This window comes from Micromonospora sp. NPDC004551, assembly GCF_040609975.1.
In the GTDB taxonomy this organism is placed as follows: Bacteria; Actinomycetota; Actinomycetes; order Mycobacteriales; family Micromonosporaceae; genus Micromonospora.
Map to the genome: position 1 here is coordinate 1 of NZ_JBEXLM010000061.1, position 16,634 is coordinate 16,634.

The following is a 16,634-nucleotide window of genomic DNA, read 5'->3' on the forward strand; positions in this document are numbered from 1 at the left end:
GGTCGTTCACACAGAGACTCACGCGATGACCCACCTCTATGCCCGAGGCACGCCGAAGCAGGTCAACTTCTACACCACCCGGCGGGACGCAACCGGGGGAGCAGTGAACGACGGACATGAGCGGACCATCCTCGCGGCGCACGTCCGAGGGCTCGATGGCATGTGCGCCGGCTGCCGTGCGTGGTGGTCGCGGCTGGCGCCGTACCCGTGCTGGCAGGTGGAATGGGCGACCAGCCGGCACGCTCGGACGATCACCGCTCGCTTTCTGGAGGGTGTGCGGTGACCACCCACGGCCCGGTCATGCCGATCTGGAGTTGCGGAGGCTGCGACCTGCCCTGGCCCTGCCCCACGCGAAAGCAGGAGCTTCGGGCTGAGTACGCCAACGCTCCGGTGTCGCTGGCCCTCTACCTTGGCTCCTACCTCGTCCAAGCCACCGAGGACATGCCCTGGACACCGGCCGGCGTACTACACCGCCGCTTCCTCGGCTGGACCAGGGCGGCGGACCAACTCATGTCAGCAGTACAGCAGCGAAGTACAGCAACCACGCCAACCGAACCGAGACGAGAGGCGCACCAGCAGGCCGTTTGACCTCGTATCAAGCCCGAACCGACCGGCACGCCGAGAGTTCGCACCGAAGAGGTCACTGGTTCGATCCCAGTATCGCCCACCATAGATATTCCCAGGCAGGAAGCCCGTCGCCGGTTCGGCCGGTAACGGGCTTCCGTGCTGTCGCCCCTTGAATTGGGAGCAGATTGGGAGCAGGCGGTCCGGCTTAGGTGTCCCACCGCCGTCGGCCGCCCGGCCGCGGTACTGGTTACCGTTCCCGACCGCGCCGCCGGCTGATCGTGAAGCCGGACGTACTGCGACCGGCACCCGTCTGAAGAAAGGGCGGCCCGCTCTGGCTCACCCGCGTGACCGACGGCCGTCGGTCCGGTGGGCCGCCCACTCGCCGGTCCACATCGCGAGGTCGTGTACCCAGCCCTCGGTGCTCTGCCGGGACTTCGCCGACCACTTCGATGCGTTCCTGGACGCGAAGTGGTCCAGGACGTCGCGGTCAGTCGCCGTCCATGCGGGAAACTGCGCTAGCCATTCTTCTGCCTGTGCGGCGCTGTGGCCGCTGCCGATCAGCCACTGGACGAGCAACGCGAGTTCGACCCATGGTGCGGCCTTGGTTGCCCACGCCCAATCGACGATCCGTAGGCCGTGTGTGGTCACGATCAGGTTGGCCGGGTTGAGGTCGGAGTGGATGAGTGTCTCGCCGTCCATCGCCGGGTGCGCGAACCCGAGCCGGGCTGCCGGGGTGAACCATGGCTCGCCCGGCGCGGGAGTCTCCTGAAGCGCCTTCAGCGCGACTCCGAGCAGATCGAGATCCGCGTTGCCGGGTGACAGGTCGGGGTGAGGACCGGCAAGATGCTCGGTCCCCACCACCAGCCAGCCATCGGACTCGAAGTGCCACAGAACTGCGGGTGGGTGCCGGTCGATGGCCCGGGTTGCCGCCAGCTCGTAGCGCAGTGACCGAACGTTCAACTCTCCCAAGGCCGCCTTGACGAAGACCGACCCGGCGGGCCCGGTGACCGTCGAGGCGATCTCCGCGTGGTTGCCACTGCGAGCCGGGGTTACGGCGAAGACTCCACCGATCCGTTCGGCGATCCCTGCTGTGACACTCTCAGGCAGAGCAGTCCAGTCGCTACGCATCGGTTCTCTTCTCTGCTACTTGCCGGGCTGAGGCGGGTTCGGCGGACAGCAGGACTCGGCCTCACCACCCCAGAATTCCATGTCGACCCGGTAGCCAGTGTCGTGCAGCGCCGCGAGTGTGTAGGTGATGGCGATGCCGTCCTGCATGGCCTCGGTCAAGACCGGCCGGTGGTGCAACGTCAAAAAGGCGGGTGGTTGTGAGAGCCGTGGCCACGGCCCGGGAGAGGTGAATCTGGGCGGGTCTCCGGTTCTGCCCGTTACGTCGGTTTGGTGTTCAGCATCGCGGCGAGCCGGCGTAGGCCCCGGGTGCGCTGCGGCGCGGACTGCTCCTGCTCGCCGCCCGAGGACCCGGCCTGCGGTTTCCGCGTCGAGGCCGGATCACCGTCCGCAGCAGCACCGCTTCCGCTTCCTTTCGTGGAGGCTCGGGGATCAGCGCGAGCGCCATCTCAGTGCCGCAGGGACGGTTCGGACAGCTCCGGCGGAGCCCGTCACCTCGACCGAGTGACGGGACGCAGCCGGCGCCGCAGTGCCACCACGCCGAGGGTGCCGAAGTGGGCGACCGCGAGCAAAAGCAGCACCACGGCGTCCCAGAAGCCCGCCGTGCTGGGTCCGGCGGCGACTTTGGCGGTCGCGTCCTGGACAAAGCTGATCAGGAGCGGCAGCCCCAACATCAGAAACTGCCCGACGAAAATCGCCACACCCAACACCAGGAACAGGGAGTACCAGCGCACAATCCGGAGTTCCCGGGCCGGCACTGAGGACAAATCGTACGGCTGCGGTCGGCGCACGAGGCGGGCGAGCTGGTTGCCGACGTACTGCCAGGTGTCGGCCATCAGATTGCCGAGCCGCAGCCAGGTGACGATCACGTAGTACACGTCGGTCCGCATGAAGAATGCTAGTTCGAGCAGCAGCGTGACCAGACAGAGGAAACCGATTGCCCGGATCGGCTGGCCCTCCCAGCCCACCAGTTGTGCCAGCAGGCTCAGCAGCAGCGCGCTCATCGTGAACGTCATGCCGGCCAGGTACGGGGCGTACCGCTGACGCCGGGGCAGTGACCGTACCGCCGACATGTCGGTCTCGGCGACGAGCAGGTGCAGCCGGTTGCTGATCCGCAGCACTCCGGTGCAACCGCGTGCCCGTACCGTGAGCAGATGCGCCGCTTCGTGGGCGAGCAGCAGGCCCCAACTGAGTACGGTCAGGGCTACCGCATCCGCAGCGACACCGAGACCAAGCCGGCCGTCCGCGCCGGAGGGAATCAGGTCCGGCCGCACCGCCATGAACACCGGGACGGCTACCCACACCATGGCCCAGACGACCAGGGCGGGCCCGCTCACGAGCCAAGCCACGCGCTCGGCGGGCACCGAGCTGAGCAGGTGCCAGCCGCGCATCTGTGGTCCCGCCGGCCCGACCGGCTGGGCAACCGCCTCGGCTTCGACGCCTTCATCTCCCGCCGTGCGTACGAAACCGCAGTCAGCCAGCGTCGCGAGGAAGTCGTCCAGGTCGGGCGGCTCGCCGTACCGTTGCGCGAAGTTTGCCGAGACTTCGGCCAGAGTGAGGCCGCGCTGCATGTCCTCGATCAGGGTGATGCCCGGTTCCGGCAGACTGACGAAAACGCCGGTCTCCGGGCGGCCGACTTCGGCTGCCCCGTCCTCGACCTCACCGATATGCAGCGGGTAAAGCGTGGCGGTTCGCTTATCCTGCGCCGGGGCGCTCACCCTGCCACCTCCGTCAGCGGCGCCGGCACCGGAACACTCCCGGTGCGGAGATGCCCGCATACGTCGCAGTCCGGGTCCTTGACACCGTCGTTGAACCGGATCTGCATGGTCTGCAGATCGAAGATCAGCTTACGGTTGAGAATGGTGGGCTCGGCCACTCCCGTCAGCAGCTTGACCGCCTCCAGCGCCACCAGGCTACCGATGAGCCCCGAGACAGGAGCCGTGCATGGATTGACGGTGCGATCGCCGACGTGCTCCATCGCGTAGCGCATGATGGCCCCGTATCCCGGCACATTGGCGTGAGCACGACGTTGTTCACACGCGAAGCAGGCGGTCACTCCTGGTGAATGCAGGAACAAGTTGACGGTCAGACCGTCGTTGGCGCCACGGACCCATGGCACCTGCTCGGTCAGCGCCGCCTCGTTGAGCCAGTCATAGATGCGGATCCGCGGCCGGTCTGCCGCACAGATCAGCAGATCGCGGCCCTGCATGCAGGCGCGCGCGTCGTCGACGCCACTGACTCGCCGGTTGATTGTGGACACGGCGACGTGCGGGTTGGCTGCTGCCACTCGCCGCGCCGCAGCCAGCGTCTTGGGCGAACCGACGTCGGCGTCGGTGTAGAGGACCTGCCGGTTGAGGTTATGCAACTCGACGTTGTCGTCGTCGATCAGCAGCAGGTCACCCACGCCGGCTGCCGCCAGGGCCAGCGCTACGTACGAGCCCAGGCCGCCGATCCCGAGCACGGCCACCTTTGCGTCGTGCAGCCGGGCTTGGAAGTCGTAGCCGGTCAGTGGCGGGTGGTGGAAGAACGAGAAGAACTCGGCGTTGCGTCGGTAGCGCTCGACCTCATCCGGCCCGAAGATGGCGGGCGGCATCACGGCCGCGTCGTCGAGGTAGCCGGCGTCCTCGAGCATGGACACCGCTGTCTCGACCTGCACCGCGGTGATCTCGGGATCCCTGGCACGCATCTCCGCGACGAGTTCGGACATCGACCGTGTGCCGTCCAGCAGTTGAAGGAGTTGCCAGACGTGGCGTTGCTCGTCGTCTTTGATCTCACCGGCAATGCCGAAATCTGCGCCACCGATTCGGATGGTCCCATCGTCCAGCGGAATTGGCGGAAACATGCTCTTTATGCGTGGCCTGTCCATGTCATCCTCCTCAACACCGCGGCGTCTGGGCGGGCCGAATTCGGCCCGCCCAGACAATTGGGGGTAGATCAGCAGTCGGTGCAGCCGCAGCAGCCGTCGGCGGCGGCGGTGGTCTCGATGCGCTCGAGCTTGCGGACCTCGATCTTCATGCGAATCCCCTCTCTCTTTCCTGCGCCGTTCTGATGTTGGCGCCGTATGCGGAAGGTAGCGACAGTCATCTATTGCGTAAAGGTCTATGCCGCACGGTTTACACCTGCCGAGCTGATCAACATCGTCCGGCGGCGCCCAGTCGAGCAGCCGACATAGGCGGCATTGAGGGCAGACGTAGCGAAATACTATTGTCACCCCGATTCCACATGAGTCGACAGATTGCTGGAGGGGTGAATCGGTCAATATCGGCCGCAGGTCGTCAAGGTGGCCCCGCGTCAAGAGCGGGCGAGACGACTCTCAATCAACCTTAAGTGGCAGAAATCCGAGACGTGCGTATTCCAAAATTTAGGGATCTTTGTGCTCATGGCGGAAACTCATTGAAGTCAGAAAGATCAATTCCTGCCCTCATTTGCGCAATTCCCTGCACCCGGCCCCAAGGGGCTAGCCTCCGGCTTTCGCCAACTGCTGATCAACACCGCAGCCGCCGGCCAGACCGAGTCCGACGCCCGCCGGGCCGGGGCCGGCTCCGCTACAGCGGCCGAACCCACCCTGTGCGGTCGGCGCAACGCCGCTAGGTGCCTGCCTCTGCGTACGCGCAGCAGCCAGCTGGTCCCATTGCCCATCAATAGCTACAGCCGCTACCGGCGAGCCGGTTCGGGCCGCTCGACCGGCCGGAATCCTTGCGCTACACCCAGGCCCAGCCGACAGTCGTCGCCGAGGTTGACGTCGACACCGCCTACGAGCACCACCGGTGGCGCCACCGCGTCCGCTCCCTGCGTGTCCACCAGGAGTGTCGGTTGGGCGAGCACGGCGAGGAGAACCACCGAAGCGGCGAGGCGTCGGGCCATGACGGCGAGCATAGGTGGCGGTCAACTTCCGCCTCTCGCCGTCCCCACACCGCGCCGACATGGGCGCCGGGTGCCGTCAGGAACGCGTGTCCGGTCGGCGGTGGCCGAAGCCGGCGGGGCGCTCGGCGTTGCGTCGCCCGCAACTCTTGTGACCCCGACAGTGTCCTGCTCAACCGATCCCGGAGGCAGTTGTCACAGGCGGGTGAGTCTCTGGTCGAGGGCGGTGTGGCGGCGTCCGGCGCTGACGGTGCGGATCGCGGCGGTGAGGGCTCGGCGGGAGCCGACGAGGACGACGAGTTGTTTGGCGCGGGTGACGGCGGTGTAGAGCAGGTTGCGTTGCAGCATCATCCAGGCGCTGGTGGTCAGGGGGATGACGACGGCGGGGTATTCGGAGCCTTGGGAGCGGTGGATGGTCATGGCGTAGGCGTGTGCCAACTCGTCGAGTTCGTCGAAGTCGTAGTCGATGTTCTCGTCTTCGTCGGTGCGTATCGTCAGGGTCTGCTCCTCGGTGGACAGGGCGGCGACGATGCCGAGGGTGCCGTTGAAGACGCCGGCCTGGCCCTTGTCGTAGTTGTTGCGGATTTGGGTGACTTTGTCGCCGACTCGGAACACTCGCCCGCCCATCCGCCGCTCCGGCTGCCCCTCTCGGGACGGGGTGAGCCGCTGCTGCAGCAGGGTGTTCAACGCGCCGGCGCCGGCGGGGCCGCGGTGCATGGGGGTGAGGACCTGCACGTCGCGGCGCGGGTCGAGCCGGAACTTGGCGGGGATGCGGGTGCAGGCGACCTCGACGGTGAGGGCGGCGGTGGCGTCGGTGTCGTCGCAGGCGAACAGGAAGAAGTCCGGCAAGCCTTGCAGGAGGGGTGGGCGGCCGGCGTTGATGCGGTGAGCGTTGGTGACGACGCCGGATTGGGCGGCCTGGCGGAAGATCTGGGTCAGCCGCACCCGGGGGATGGTGGGGGCGGCGAGCAGGTCGCGTAGGACTTCGCCGGCGCCGACGGAGGGGAGTTGGTCGACGTCGCCGACCAGCAGCAGGTGTGCGCCGGGTGGGACGGCTTTGACGAGTTTGTTGGCCAGGATCAGGTCGAGCATGGAGGCTTCGTCGACGACGAGCAGGTCGACGTCGAGAGGGTGGTCCCGGTCGTGGGCGGCGTCCCCGCCGGGGCGCAGCTGCAGCAGCCGGTGCACGGTGGCGGCGGGGTGGCCGGTGAGCTCCGAGAGGCGTTTGGCGGCCCGTCCGGTCGGCGCGACGAGGGTGATCTTGGCTTTCTTCGCGGCGGCGAGTTCGACGATGGAGCGGACGGTGAAGCTTTTGCCGCAGCCCGGACCGCCGGTCAGCACCGCCACCTTCGAGGTCAGGGCGAGGCGGACCGCCTGCTCCTGCTCCGGGGCGAGGTCGTTGCCGGTGCGGGCCTTCAACCACGTGAGGGCCTTGCCCCAGTCGACGTTCGTGAAGTGGGGCAGCCGGTCGGCGGGGGTGTCGAGCAGGCGGTGCAGGGAGCTGGCGAGGGACTGCTCGGCGCGGTGGAACGGCACCAGATACACCGCCTGCACCGCTCCCCCGTCGACGGCGGTCAGGGTCTCGCGGACGACGCCCTCGCCGGCGACCAGGTCATCGAGGCAGCGGGCGACGAGGTCGGCGGGCACGTCGAGGATCTTCGTCGCGTCGGCGATCAGTTCCGCAGCGGGTAGGTAGCAGTGCCCGTTGTCGGTGGCTTCGGACAGCGTGTATTGCAGGCCGGCCATGACCCGCTGAGGGCTGTCGTGGGGGATACCGACGGAGCGGGCGATGGTGTCGGCGGTCTTGAAGCCGATGCCCCACACATCCGCGGCCAGCCGGTACGGCTCCTTGGTGACCACATCGGTAGAGGCGTCGCCGTACTGCTTGTAGATCCGCACCGCCAGGGAGGTGGACACCCCGACGCCTTGCAGGAAGACCATCACCTCCTTGATGGCCTTCTGCTCCTCCCACGCCGCCGCAATCTTCGCCGTGCGTTTCGGGCCCAGGCCCGGCACCTCGACCAGGCGGGCGGGTTCCTCCTCGATGACCCGCAGGGTGTCCAGGCCGAAATGGGCGACGATCCGCTCGGCGAACACCGGCCCGATACCCTTCACGAGGCCCGAGCCGAGGTAACGCTGGATGCCCTGGATCGTGGCCGGCAGCACCGTGGTGTAGGAGTCGACCTCGAACTGCCGACCGTAGCGCGGGTGCGACGACCACCGCCCGTGCAGTCGCAGCGTCTCACCAGGCTGCGCGCCGAGCAGCGCCCCGACCACGGTCAGCAGGTCCGTGCCGCGGTCGGTGGCCACGCGGGCGACGGTGTACCCGGTCTCCTCGTTGACGTATGTCAGCCGCTCCAGCACCGCGTCCAGAACGGCGAGCGGCGGGCGGGTTGGCGTGGTCACGCCTGACATCGTGCCGCGTGCCGCCACGGCACGGGCACCCGCCCACCCGCTCGCCTGAAACCGCGCGAGGCCCGCACACTGCAATTCGAGAGATCGACCTCAAAGCTTGGCTGCTATGGGCGAGGCGCGAGTTGGATTTAGGCGGTGAGCCTGAAAGGAAGCACCAGTCGGTAGCGAGGCACTCAGATGCCGCCACCCGTGCGCGTCCCCTCCATGGCCTGTCTGTGCAGGCTGGAGGCCGTTAGGCTACCCATATGGTCCGGGATGAACTGCTGCGGCTGCGAGCGAGGGCGGAGGCTGAGGCGGCGACGCTGGCCCAGGATCTGGAGGCGCTGTTCCTGGCATCGCGGGATTCGAATGCCGACGACGAGCACGACCCGGAGGGCGCCACCATCGGCTTCGAACGCGCCCAGTTGACCGCGCTGCTGGCCGGGGCGCGGAAGCGGATCGCTGACGTTGACGACGCGCTGCGTCGGGTGGACGCGGCGACCTACGGCGTCTGCGAACGATGCGGGCAGCCGATCGGCGATGAACGGCTCGCCGCGCGGCCGTTCGCCCGCTTCTGCATCGCATGCGCATAGGGCATCAAGGAGAGCGAACACCGGGGGCGCTCCCTAATTCCAGCGAAGCGTTTACGAGGGCCACGACCAGATGCGCTCAACTGCCGCTGATCGGGCGTTGGCTGCTCGGCTGCCGAGTTGAGTGCGTTGCGGGCGGGTGGACACACGTCTGCCTTCCGGCTAGCGTGCTCCAAGATCAAGGGGGTTGCCGTGGGCGCGTCCGGGTGGCACTACTACGTCGCATATCAGCCGGACCTCCAAGTCGCGTTGGACGGGCTACGGCGGCAGGTTTTCGAAACCGGCGACTACTGGTGGGCGGCGCCGTATGAGTACGGCAAGTCCGCCGCAGACTTCCCGAATCGGCCGCGGACGGAGGCGGAGCTATGGGCGGACGAGTCCGTCCAAGAGTCTGGTACGCACTCGATATTGGACATGTCTCGGGTATTGGCCGACGGCGAAGAGCCCGACTATGGGACAGTCCAGCCGGTCGTCGAGGCGGAGGCGCTCGAGCACCTGGGTGTCACCAAGCTGACCCGGTCGCACGTCGAGGCGCTCAAACCGCTCGCCCCGCGAAGCTGGTTCGGCCGGTGCGCGGTCTTGCACGACACTGAAGGCAACCCCAGTGAAATCTACTTCTGGGGTTTCTCCGGCGACTAGATCGCAGCGGGTAGCCGGTTGCCGCCGGCGTCCGGGCCAAGGTCCGGTCGCGCATCTGGGTGCACGCATCCGGACGCGCCGAGTACAGCGTCCTCGCGGAGGTAGACGTTGCGGGGATGCTCGACCTCGTTGGCGAGGGCGTATTCCTGGGGCAAGGGGCAGCGGTAGTAGGCGGCGCCGTGGTTGTACTGGCCTTGTATGCGGCGCTGGCAGTGTACCGGCGGTCGGGTTGAAAAGTATCTGGGGTATAGGCGTAAGTGTATGGATTTGTGTCATCTTTACCCATCGTTCCTGCCTATGCATCGGAGGCATTGACAATGCCCGGCTTAACTCGGAGACCGTCGGCTGCTGATCGGGCAGCACATGCCATCACGGGAGGACTGCTTATGAGGCGATTTGGGTCAGTGCTGATCGTCGCCGTCGCACTTGTTGTCGCGGCCACCGGCGTCCCCGCCACAGCTTCCGCGGCCACCCCCAGGCCCGCTTCTGCCGCCACGGAATCGGTCGAGGTGGCCGCTGCCTCCAGTCGCGATGCGGGCGGCCTTCTCATAACCACACCGCCGGCACCCAGCGAAGTGAGCATCGCAGCCACCCCCACGATCTCACCTTCCGTCACCACGAAGACTGTGGTGCCGGGAGGCACCTACACCTGTCCCTACGGAAACTTCTGTGCCCAGGTCTGGTCCGGTACCGCGTGGAAGGTCTTTTTCCTCTACAACTGCCGCATCTACGATCTGTTCAACTGGACGGGTACGGGCTACTGGCGAAACAATCAGACCAGCGGTGCCACTAACCCGTACTTTCTCGGCTCCCAAGGCATCCCAATCAATGTCCTTCCGTTGAGCCCGTCCTCGGGCAGCACCGACTGGGATCCTGTCTACTCCATCTCGGTCCGCTGCTGACGACGCCGAACGGGCGGACTCTCCCGGCTGAAAAACCGGGATAGTCCGCCCTGCGGCGTATTGAGGAGGCCCGCCAGGGCTAATCGACTAGACTTTCGATATCACTAAGAACGCTGATCCCGCTACAGACGTCTACATGGCCATCACCGTTAAGACGCTCAGCACAAGGTTGGCGCGCGCTGGAGGTGTGGGAACTGACCCTGACCACGGACATCGCGCGGCGAGTCAGGCAATGGCGGACTGAAGGGTGCACATGGGGCGCCATCGTTGCCTGCGTCGACGACGCCTGGGCCACGTCTCGTGCACGCTCGGTTGTTGGCCACCGCCGGCCGGCTCGACGAGGCGCTCACTCGGCTTGACGCGGCCGTGACCTGGGTCAATACCAATGAGACGGCCGACGAGCGCCGCGCGGCAGCGCCGCGGCCCTGTTGAACGCCACGCTGCACCAACCACCGCAGCTACATCTGTGGTGAACGGGCGACGGTGCTGACCGTGTCGGCGTGAGCCTGGGCGGCCGACGGCGGGGTGGGTGCGCTGATCACCAGGCGCAGGGTGCGTAGTCCTTCAGGAAGCAGCCGTACAGGTCTTCGCCCTGTTCGCCGCGGACGATCGGGTCGTAGACCCGGGCCGCGCCGTCGACCAGGTCCAGCGGGGCGTGGAAGCCCGCGTCCGCCAGCCGCATCTTCGTCGGGTGGGGCCGCTCGTCGGTGATCCAGCCGGTGTCGACGCTGGTCATCAGGATGCCGTCGGCCAGCATCTCCTGGGCGCTGGTCCTGGTCAGCATGTTCAGCGCGGCCTTGGCCATGTTGGTGTGCGGGTGCCCCGGCCCCTTGTAGCCGCGGGCGAACTGGCCCTCCATCGCCGATACGTTCACCACGTATTTGCGGCGGGCGGTCGCTGCGGCCATCGCCGGTCGCAGTCGGCTTACCAGCACGAACGGCGCGGTCACGTTGCATAGCTGCACTTCGAGCAGCTCGACCGGGTCCACCTCGTGCACCCGCTGCACCCAGCTGTTGACCGGGTCGAGGTCCGGGACCAGACCGCCGGCGTCGATGGCGGTGGCTGCGGCGATCCGTTCCGGTGAGGCGGAGCCGCTGGTCAGCGCCAGCGCGGTGAGTGCCTGTGGGGTGACCGGGGTCGACTGCGGCGCGGCGATCAGGCCCGCCGGGTCGCCCTGGCCGGCAGGTTTGGTGAACGTGATCAGCTCCGGCAGAGGGCCGTCCGGCAGGGCCGCCGCCTCCGCGGCGACGAGCTGCGCGTATGCCCCGGGCGTGCGGCGGACGGTCTGCGCCGCATTGTTGATCAGGATGTCGAGTGGTCCCTGGGCGCTGACCGAGTCAGCGAGGGCGATCACCTGGGCGGGGTCGCGCAGGTCGATCCCGACGATCCGCAGGCGGTGCAGCCAGTCCCCGCTGTCCGGCATCGCGGCGAATCGGCGGACCGCGTCGTGCGGGAACCGGGTGGTTACCGTGGTGTGCGCGCCGTCGCGCAGCAGCCGCAGCGCGATGTACATGCCGATCTTGGCTCGGCCGCCGGTGAGCAGCGCGCGCCGGCCGGTCAGGTCGGTGCGGGCGTTGCGGCGCTCCCGGTTAAGCGCGGCGCAGGGCGGGCAGAGCTGATGGTAGAAGGCGTCCACCTCGTGGTAGCGCTGCTTGCAGACGTAGCAGCCGCGCGGATTGTGCAGGAAGCCGGCCGTGGCACCCACGGTCGGGGAGGCGAGTGGGATGCCCTGGGTCTCGTCGTCGATCCGGCCCGGGGCGCCGGTGGCGGTGGCTGCCGTCACCGCGCGGTCGGCCGCCGCGATGGCCTCCCGCCGTTCCTCGCGTCGCCGCTGCTTGATCATCTTGTAGAGCTTCGCGGTGGCCCGCTGCACCCGCACCACGTCGGGGTGATCGGGAGGTAGGTCCTCCAGCGCCTCGAAGACGCTGAGACAGGTCTCCAGCAGGCTCCGATCGATGCCGTACTGACCGGTTTCGGTAATGTTGTCCGCCGTCATGCCGTCGCTGTCTCGTCCCGTTCCCTGCGCCGGATCTACCCGGCCCACCCCAAGTCCGACCCGGAACTGTACGCACCGCACGGTCTCCGACGCATCCCGCGTCTGTTCGTGTTCACGGCCGGTCCTTGGATGCGGCTGGGAGCACTCGTCGTCGGGTTCGGTGTTGAAGCTGATCATCGGCCTCGCCGACCCGGGCGCGTCCTCGGGCAGGGGATGGCAGTTCTTACGCAGTTCTGCGTAGGCAGCCCGTGCCTGGTCGCGCTCGTCGTCGTAGCCGGTCACTCTCCTGACCGGAGCCGGTGCGGCACTGACGTAGCGACATGTGGGCGCCGCGCGGCGCCATTCCGCCTGCCTGTCCTGGCACCGGGCCTGGCCGGATCGCGTCTCTCATAGCCGAGATGCTCGGCCGAACCGGTGCCGCCGCCCTGGTGATTGGTGTTGGGTGGCGAGCCGGTGACACGGTGCGGCCGGCGCCACCGGGGCGCCCCGGCGGGAGCTTTGACCCGGCCGCCCCCGGTGCGGCCGTACCGCACCGGGGGCGCCGGTCGAGCGTCAGCCGGCCCGGTAGGCCCTGATGATCGTCTGGTCGATCCCGCTGCCGCCGTCGGCGGTCACCTTGACTCGCAGTGACACCGCCTGCCCGGCGGCCGGCCGCGGCAGCGTGGCGGTGACGTCGCCGTCGTCGCCGGCCCGTACGCTCATCGGCTGCCAGGTGATGCCGTCGTCGGTGGAGGTCCACAGCTCGAACCCGGTGACCCGCTGCTTCGCCACACCGTGCGCCTGATGCACGGTGAAACCCGCCGTGCCGCCGGTCGGGTGATTGGCAGCATCCAGCGGCAGCGCGTAGTCGACCGACAGCAGCGGCACGGGGACGCTGCTGAGGTCGGACGGCCCGGTGGACCGGAAGGTCCACGCGGTGCTCACCTTGGTCGAGACGGGCAACACCCCGCTGGCGTCCAGCTCGTGGGTGAGCCGGTATTCACCCGCCTGCTGCGGGATGGTGAAGTCGCCGGACGACGCGGTGTGCTCGCCGACTAGGCGCCCGTCGCGGTACAGGGTCAGCTTCCGTTTCGCTGGTTCCTCGAACTCGTCGAAGCCGCCGAGGCAGTCGAAGCGCTGGTGCTGGTCGGCCAGCTCGACCAGGTGGACGTGCAGGTTGCCCCGGGTGCGGCGGATCGGTTTCGGCTGGCAAGCGCTCAGCGACGTCGCCGGATCGTCGTACCAGTCCGGGCGGAGCGGTTGACGGACCCAGGTCTTGGTGTGTCGGCTGCCCGGCGCGTACTGGCGATGCGCCTCCTGGGTGACCGCGTCGTAGTCGTTGTTCGGATCGGAGTAGAACGCCTCGTCATCGTAGAAGAAGCCCGGCGAGAGGTAGTCCACCCGATTGGTCGGGACGTTCTCGGTGTAAGAGTCGAGCACGTTCAGGTGGTCGGCGGTCCAGGCGTACCGCTGGTGGCCGGTGGTGGAGCCCGGCTTGTCCAGCCGGTGGAAACGCTGGTCGATCCGGGCAAACGTGGCCAGCTCGCTCGCGGTCACCTGGTGCGACAGGTTGGGGGGAATGCCGCTGGGCAGCGCCCGGACCACCTCGTAGACGAACGGGCTGGCCTGCTCACCGGGCGCCCGCAGGCTGACGGTCGTGTATGCCTCGAACCTGCCGACCGTCGGCTCGGCCATCGGCACCGCGTACGCGGCCCAGCCGCGAGCCTCAGCACCCCAGGCGACCGCAAAATCCTGGCTGACCATGGTGCCGTTCGGCGCGTACTGCTGGTAGGTGATGCCCACCTGGGCGGCCTCGGTCGGCACCTCGTCGACGCTCGCCCGCAGCTGCCTGGCCCGCCCGGCGTCGGCCACCAACGAGGTGTCGCGGTCGACCAGCACCTCCGGGTCGCCGACCAGCGCCGTCCGGCTCGCCCAGGTGTCCCAGTCGATCTCCATCTGGTAGCCCGCGACGGTGTACCGGCCGGCCGGCACCCGTACGGTCGCCGGCTCGTCCGGCGCCACGTTGGTGAACTCGGCGAAGATGGCCGGGTCGTCGAGGTTCACCACACGTACCCCGCCGAACTGGTCGACGCCCGTCGGCGCGTCGGGCAGCGTCGTCGCGCTCAGGGTCAGGTCATAGCTCGGCGGTTCCACGTAGAAGGCCACCGGGGTGGCGGCCACGAACCCGCCGGCGGCCCGGGTGGTGACGACCGCGGTGTATAGCCCCGGCTTCGCGGCGAGCCGGGCCCGGTCGATCCACAGCGTGATCTGCCCGGTGCTCCGCGGGGTGACCGTCAGCCAGCTGGCCGACAGCGTGCCGGCGTCGGCCGGCGCGACCGTGCCGTCATGGTGCCGGACGGTCAGGCCCAGCTCCAGGCGCAGCGATCGCGACTCGGTGTTGCGCCAGGCCAGCGGCGTCGACACGGTCCCGGACTGCGGGTAGTCGAAGGTGCCGAGGTTGACTACGTCCTGCCCGGCGACCACTCCGGTCAGCGCCCGCGCGGCGTTGAGCCGTCCGGCGCCGACCGCGTAGCTGTCCGCGCCGGGCAGCGGGTCGGCCGCACCGACCAGGGCCGCTTTAAGCTGATCGGCCTGCCAGTCCGGATGCCGTTGCGCGAGCAGCGCCGCGGCCCCGGCGACGTGCGGAGTGGCCATCGAGGTGCCCGAGGCGATGGTGTACCGGGCGTCGAGGGCATCGCCCATCAGGGTGCCCGAGGCCCGCGCGGCCACGATGTCCACGCCCGGAGCCACCAGTTCCGGCTTGGCCGCCCGCGTGTTGACCAGTGGCCCTCGGCCGGACCAGGAGGCCAGCGTGTCGCTGCGGTCCACCGCGCCGACGGTGAGGGCCGTGCTCGCCGCGGCGGGTCCGGTGATCAAGCCGATGCGGCCGTCGTTGCCGGAGGCCACGACGAAGAGCGTGCCGTGCTGCCGAGTCAACTCGTCGGTGGTGAGGGACAACGGGTCGCTGCCGTCGCTCGGCTCGTCACTGCCCAGGCTGAGGTTCACCACGTCCGCGCGCGCTGCCGCCCATTCCATCCCGGCAATCACCTGGGACTCGGTGCCGAAGCCGTCGTCGTCGAGGACCTTGCCGATAAGGAGCTTCGCGCCGGGAGCGACACCGCGCCGCTCACCGCCGGCCGCCGCGCCGGTGCCGGCGATCGTGGCCGCGACATGCGTGCCGTGCCCCATGCGGTCCACGGCGTCCCCACCCGGCGTGCCGAAGTCGGCCCGTTCCACCACCTGGCCCACCAGGTCCGGATGGGTGAAGTCGGCGCCGGTGTCCAGCACGGCCACCCGGGCACCCGCCCCGGTGACCCCGGCCTGCCACGCCGTCGAGGCGCCGATCTGGGTCAGGTTGCCATCCAGGCCACCGGTTGCCGACTCGCGCCGGGCCGGCGTCCCGGCCGCCTCCGTCAGCGCTGCCTTGGACGGGGCCGCTGCGTTGCTCAGCGGCGGGGCCGCGACCGGTGCGGGCACCCCGGTCGCCCGTACCCGCCGGTCCAGCCACACCCGGGGGCTGGCTCGCACGGCCCGCCCGGCGTGCTGCCCGGAGGCCCGTGACCGCAGGGTACGGATGAACGCCGCCGCGCTCTGCTTCGGCTGCCGCCCGGCCACCGCGGCGATGGCCGGTAGTGCCCGACGCCGGCCCAGACCGGCGGTCAGCGGGTCCGCGGCGAGCGCCGCCGCCGTCCGCGCCCCGGCGTCGCCCGGCCGCACGATCAGCGGCAGTTCCCGGGTGTGCGCATCGTCGTAGCCGCTGAGGATCAGCGCCGTCACGTCGAACAGCGACTCGTCCAGCACCGATCCGAGCAGCTCGGCGACCTCCGCGGGCACGACTCGCAAGTGGCCGTCCGGCCCGCAACCGCGGTACTGCACCCCGTTCGGCTTCGCCGGCCGTACGGTGACCGACGGGCACGCCGAGCCCCGCCCAGAGACGGTCACCACGTCACCGGTCAACAGCGTCAGGGTGTACGTCTTGCCCGCCGGCAGCGCCGGCCCGTCCCGTTCGGCACCAGTCTGCTGCCGCATTGGGGGCTGCGTCGGGGGCTGGGCCACCACGCTGCCACCGCCGATACCGAGGCTCAACCCGACCGCGACCGCGACCGCCCCGACCTGTCTCGAAAACCTGCGCCTACGTGCTGTCAGCACCGCTTCCTCCGCACTCCTCGCTGGAGACTCCGGATAGGAGACAGAATCTGCGCTAGATCGGTTGCAAAGCGATGATCCGTGCGCGAGCAGCCCGGCCGCAGATCGCTGCACTGCGTGCCGGGGTCGATATCCTCATCGCCTGTCCCGGCCGGCTCGCCGACCACGTGTCGACCGGCCACGCGATCCTCGACTTCGTCGAGGTCACGGTGCTTGATGAGGCGGACCACATGGCCGACCTGGGCTTCCTGCCGGTCGTACGGCGACTTCTCGACAAGACACCGCCCCGCTCCCAGCGGCTGTTGTTCTCGGCGACGCTCGACGCGGAAGCCGCAGCGCGCCACGTCCGCACCGTAGTGACGGGCCGGGCCGCCCGCTGCCCCCGGGCCGGCGGCCGTCAGGCGGTGGCGCAGCGTTCCCGCAGGGTGACCACGC

Annotated in this window: 14 protein-coding genes and 1 pseudogene; 6 read left to right on the plus strand and 9 right to left on the minus strand. The window is 68.8% G+C overall.

Annotated elements, in window-relative coordinates; translation table 11 throughout:
* Both ABZW14_RS33770 and ABZW14_RS33775 read left to right on the plus strand, forming a co-directional pair.
* Window positions 1-283: hypothetical protein (locus ABZW14_RS33770; RefSeq protein WP_355355164.1), on the plus strand; the 283-nt coding region annotated here is incomplete at its 5' end.
* Window positions 280-588, plus strand: coding sequence for a hypothetical protein (locus tag ABZW14_RS33775; protein ID WP_355355167.1), 309 nt, complete (start codon window positions 280-282; stop codon window positions 586-588). The genes ABZW14_RS33770 and ABZW14_RS33775, both read left to right, overlap by 4 nt.
* Before the next feature lie 315 nt (window positions 589-903).
* Here ABZW14_RS33775 and ABZW14_RS33780 read toward each other — a convergent pair whose 3' ends face one another.
* From ABZW14_RS33780 to ABZW14_RS33810, 7 genes are all read right to left on the minus strand, one after another.
* Window positions 904-1,695: a phosphotransferase gene (locus ABZW14_RS33780; RefSeq protein WP_355355170.1), complete on the minus strand. Its 792-nt coding sequence runs from the start codon at window positions 1,693-1,695 to the stop codon at window positions 904-906.
* A 15-nt stretch (window positions 1,696-1,710) separates the two neighbouring features.
* Entirely contained in the window at window positions 1,711-1,854 is a 144-nt protein-coding gene (locus tag ABZW14_RS33785; protein WP_355355173.1) for a hypothetical protein, read from the minus strand.
* Window positions 1,855-2,183: 329 nt separating this feature from the next.
* On the minus strand, window positions 2,184-3,410 hold the full coding sequence (locus ABZW14_RS33790) for a PqqD family protein (RefSeq protein WP_355355176.1): 1,227 nt from the start codon (window positions 3,408-3,410) through the stop codon (window positions 2,184-2,186).
* Window positions 3,407-4,558: a ThiF family adenylyltransferase gene (locus tag ABZW14_RS33795; protein WP_355355182.1), complete on the minus strand. Its 1,152-nt coding sequence runs from the start codon at window positions 4,556-4,558 to the stop codon at window positions 3,407-3,409. The genes ABZW14_RS33790 and ABZW14_RS33795 overlap by 4 nt, the downstream gene beginning before the upstream one ends.
* Window positions 4,559-4,626: 68 nt before the next feature.
* Window positions 4,627-4,776 carry a hypothetical protein gene (locus ABZW14_RS33800; protein ID WP_355355185.1) on the minus strand — a complete coding sequence of 50 codons (150 nt, stop codon included), beginning with the start codon at window positions 4,774-4,776 and terminating at the stop codon, window positions 4,627-4,629.
* A gap of 570 nt (window positions 4,777-5,346) precedes the next feature.
* On the minus strand, window positions 5,347-5,556 hold the full coding sequence (locus ABZW14_RS33805) for a hypothetical protein (protein WP_355355188.1): 210 nt from the start codon (window positions 5,554-5,556) through the stop codon (window positions 5,347-5,349).
* 192 nt (window positions 5,557-5,748) lie between these two features.
* Entirely contained in the window at window positions 5,749-7,968 is a 2,220-nt protein-coding gene (locus ABZW14_RS33810) for an ATP-dependent RecD-like DNA helicase (protein ID WP_355355191.1), read from the minus strand.
* 245 nt (window positions 7,969-8,213) lie between these two features.
* On the opposite strand from ABZW14_RS33810, the gene ABZW14_RS33815 reads away from it, so the two are divergent.
* The 3 genes from ABZW14_RS33815 (at window position 8,214) to ABZW14_RS33825 (ending at window position 10,078) form a co-directional block, all read left to right on the plus strand.
* Window positions 8,214-8,540, plus strand: a complete 327-nt coding sequence (locus ABZW14_RS33815; RefSeq protein WP_355355194.1) for a TraR/DksA C4-type zinc finger protein — start codon at window positions 8,214-8,216, stop codon at window positions 8,538-8,540.
* 189 nt (window positions 8,541-8,729) lie between these two features.
* Window positions 8,730-9,176, plus strand: coding sequence for a hypothetical protein (locus tag ABZW14_RS33820; protein WP_355355197.1), 447 nt, complete (start codon window positions 8,730-8,732; stop codon window positions 9,174-9,176).
* Window positions 9,177-9,580: 404 nt separating this feature from the next.
* Window positions 9,581-10,078 (plus strand): hypothetical protein, encoded by a 498-nt coding sequence (locus ABZW14_RS33825; protein ID WP_355355200.1) that lies wholly within the window; start codon window positions 9,581-9,583, stop codon window positions 10,076-10,078.
* 538 nt (window positions 10,079-10,616) lie between these two features.
* On the opposite strand, the gene ABZW14_RS33830 is transcribed toward ABZW14_RS33825, so the two are convergent.
* Window positions 10,617-12,074: an SDR family NAD(P)-dependent oxidoreductase gene (locus ABZW14_RS33830; protein ID WP_355355203.1), complete on the minus strand. Its 1,458-nt coding sequence runs from the start codon at window positions 12,072-12,074 to the stop codon at window positions 10,617-10,619.
* A 552-nt stretch (window positions 12,075-12,626) separates the two neighbouring features.
* A complete protein-coding gene (locus ABZW14_RS33835) occupies window positions 12,627-16,082 on the minus strand; it encodes a S8 family serine peptidase (protein WP_355355206.1) in 3,456 nt (1,151 codons plus the stop codon).
* 206 nt (window positions 16,083-16,288) lie between these two features.
* On the opposite strand from ABZW14_RS33835, the pseudogene ABZW14_RS33840 reads away from it, so the two are divergent.
* Window positions 16,289-16,634, plus strand: a pseudogene (locus ABZW14_RS33840) (DEAD/DEAH box helicase); the annotation flags it as partial.